The sequence below is a fragment of the Bradyrhizobium sp. CFUWI genome (assembly GCF_056429085.1).
Map to the genome: position 1 here is coordinate 1 of NZ_JBWJZE010000112.1, position 1,018 is coordinate 1,018.

Consider the following 1,018-nt stretch of genomic DNA (forward strand, 5'->3'; position numbering starts at 1 on the left):
AAGACGAAAAGGTATCCCAAGGCGAGCTTGACCTGGCGCCAGAAGTTGAACGTGACAGGACGCGGCTCATGCACGCCATGGATGCAATCAACGGACGTTACGGAAAGGGCACATTGCACGTTGGTTCGACAGGGCAGAGCGAGTGGAACCGAGAGTGGGGAATGCGCCAGGATCGACGCACCCCGCGATACACCACCAGGTTGTCCGAGATCCCGGTGGCCAAGGCATGAGCGTGCAGTGGTACGCTGCACAGCAGAACGTTTTCAACGCCTGCCAGAGGGGGGTCTATGGGATATGCGGATGGGGTTGCCGATGCGATGCTTGCAAGCCGTGCGGCCAGTGCAGAAAGCCAGGCCGCACGCGCGGTGGCGGATCTGCACGACGCGAAGCGTCGCCACGAGCGCGATATGGCCAGCGCCCGGAATGAGATTGCCGAACTACGTGCGACGCTGTCTCAGCTGAGAAAAGACAACGCCAGACAGGTTGCGCAGTCCCTCTGCGCGCAATCCATCGTGGGTGGCATGACCACGCTTCTGTTGAAAGCCAACGGCGCCCATCCAGCGCTTGAAGCAGTCAGGCAGCAGGTTGCGCAGGAGGCGAAGAAAATCATGCAGAAGCAGGATGCCTTGAATGCCGGCGACCCGCACTGGATAGGCCTTGTCGAGACCTGCAGGACCATGGCGTTGAACGAGCATCTCAAGGTCATTTAGCAACACCCCCCGCCTTCTAAAAAATGGCGGGAAGGGGGGGGTCAATCCACTACGCCATGGAAAAGGAATGTGATGACCCCCCTCGAATCACTCGCCAAGGTCTTGGCGTCCCCGAAAGACTCCTCTGCCTTGCGCGCGGCGATGGAAGCGAACCCCGTCACGTGCTCGTTTGATCGCGACCATCCAGACCTGGTCATACAAGCCGACGCACGCACGCAAACAAAGGTGTATGGCCGTCTCGACGATGACGGGAACCTGCACCCCCTCAGCGAGACCGAGTGGAAGGCCCTGCAGGCCCGCCCAAAGGC

The 1,018-nt window shown here is 60.5% G+C and carries 3 protein-coding genes; all 3 read left to right on the forward strand.

All coding sequences use genetic code 11. From position 1 onward, the window contains the following. Nucleotides 1-230: DUF4113 domain-containing protein (locus AC066S_RS38920; RefSeq protein WP_478271921.1), on the forward strand; the 230-nt coding region annotated here is incomplete at its 5' end. 57 nt (nucleotides 231-287) lie between these two features. Next, nucleotides 288-710 (forward strand): hypothetical protein, encoded by a 423-nt coding sequence (locus AC066S_RS38925; RefSeq protein ID WP_478271922.1) that lies wholly within the window; start codon nucleotides 288-290, stop codon nucleotides 708-710. Nucleotides 711-782: 72 nt separating this feature from the next. Then, nucleotides 783-1,018: hypothetical protein (locus tag AC066S_RS38930; RefSeq protein ID WP_159815855.1), on the forward strand; the 236-nt coding region annotated here is incomplete at its 3' end.

Coding starts and splice junctions, on each gene's coding strand:
- AC066S_RS38925 (WP_478271922.1), top strand. CDS start 288: ATGGGATATGCGGATGGGGTTGCCGATGCGATGCTTGCAAGCCGTGCG.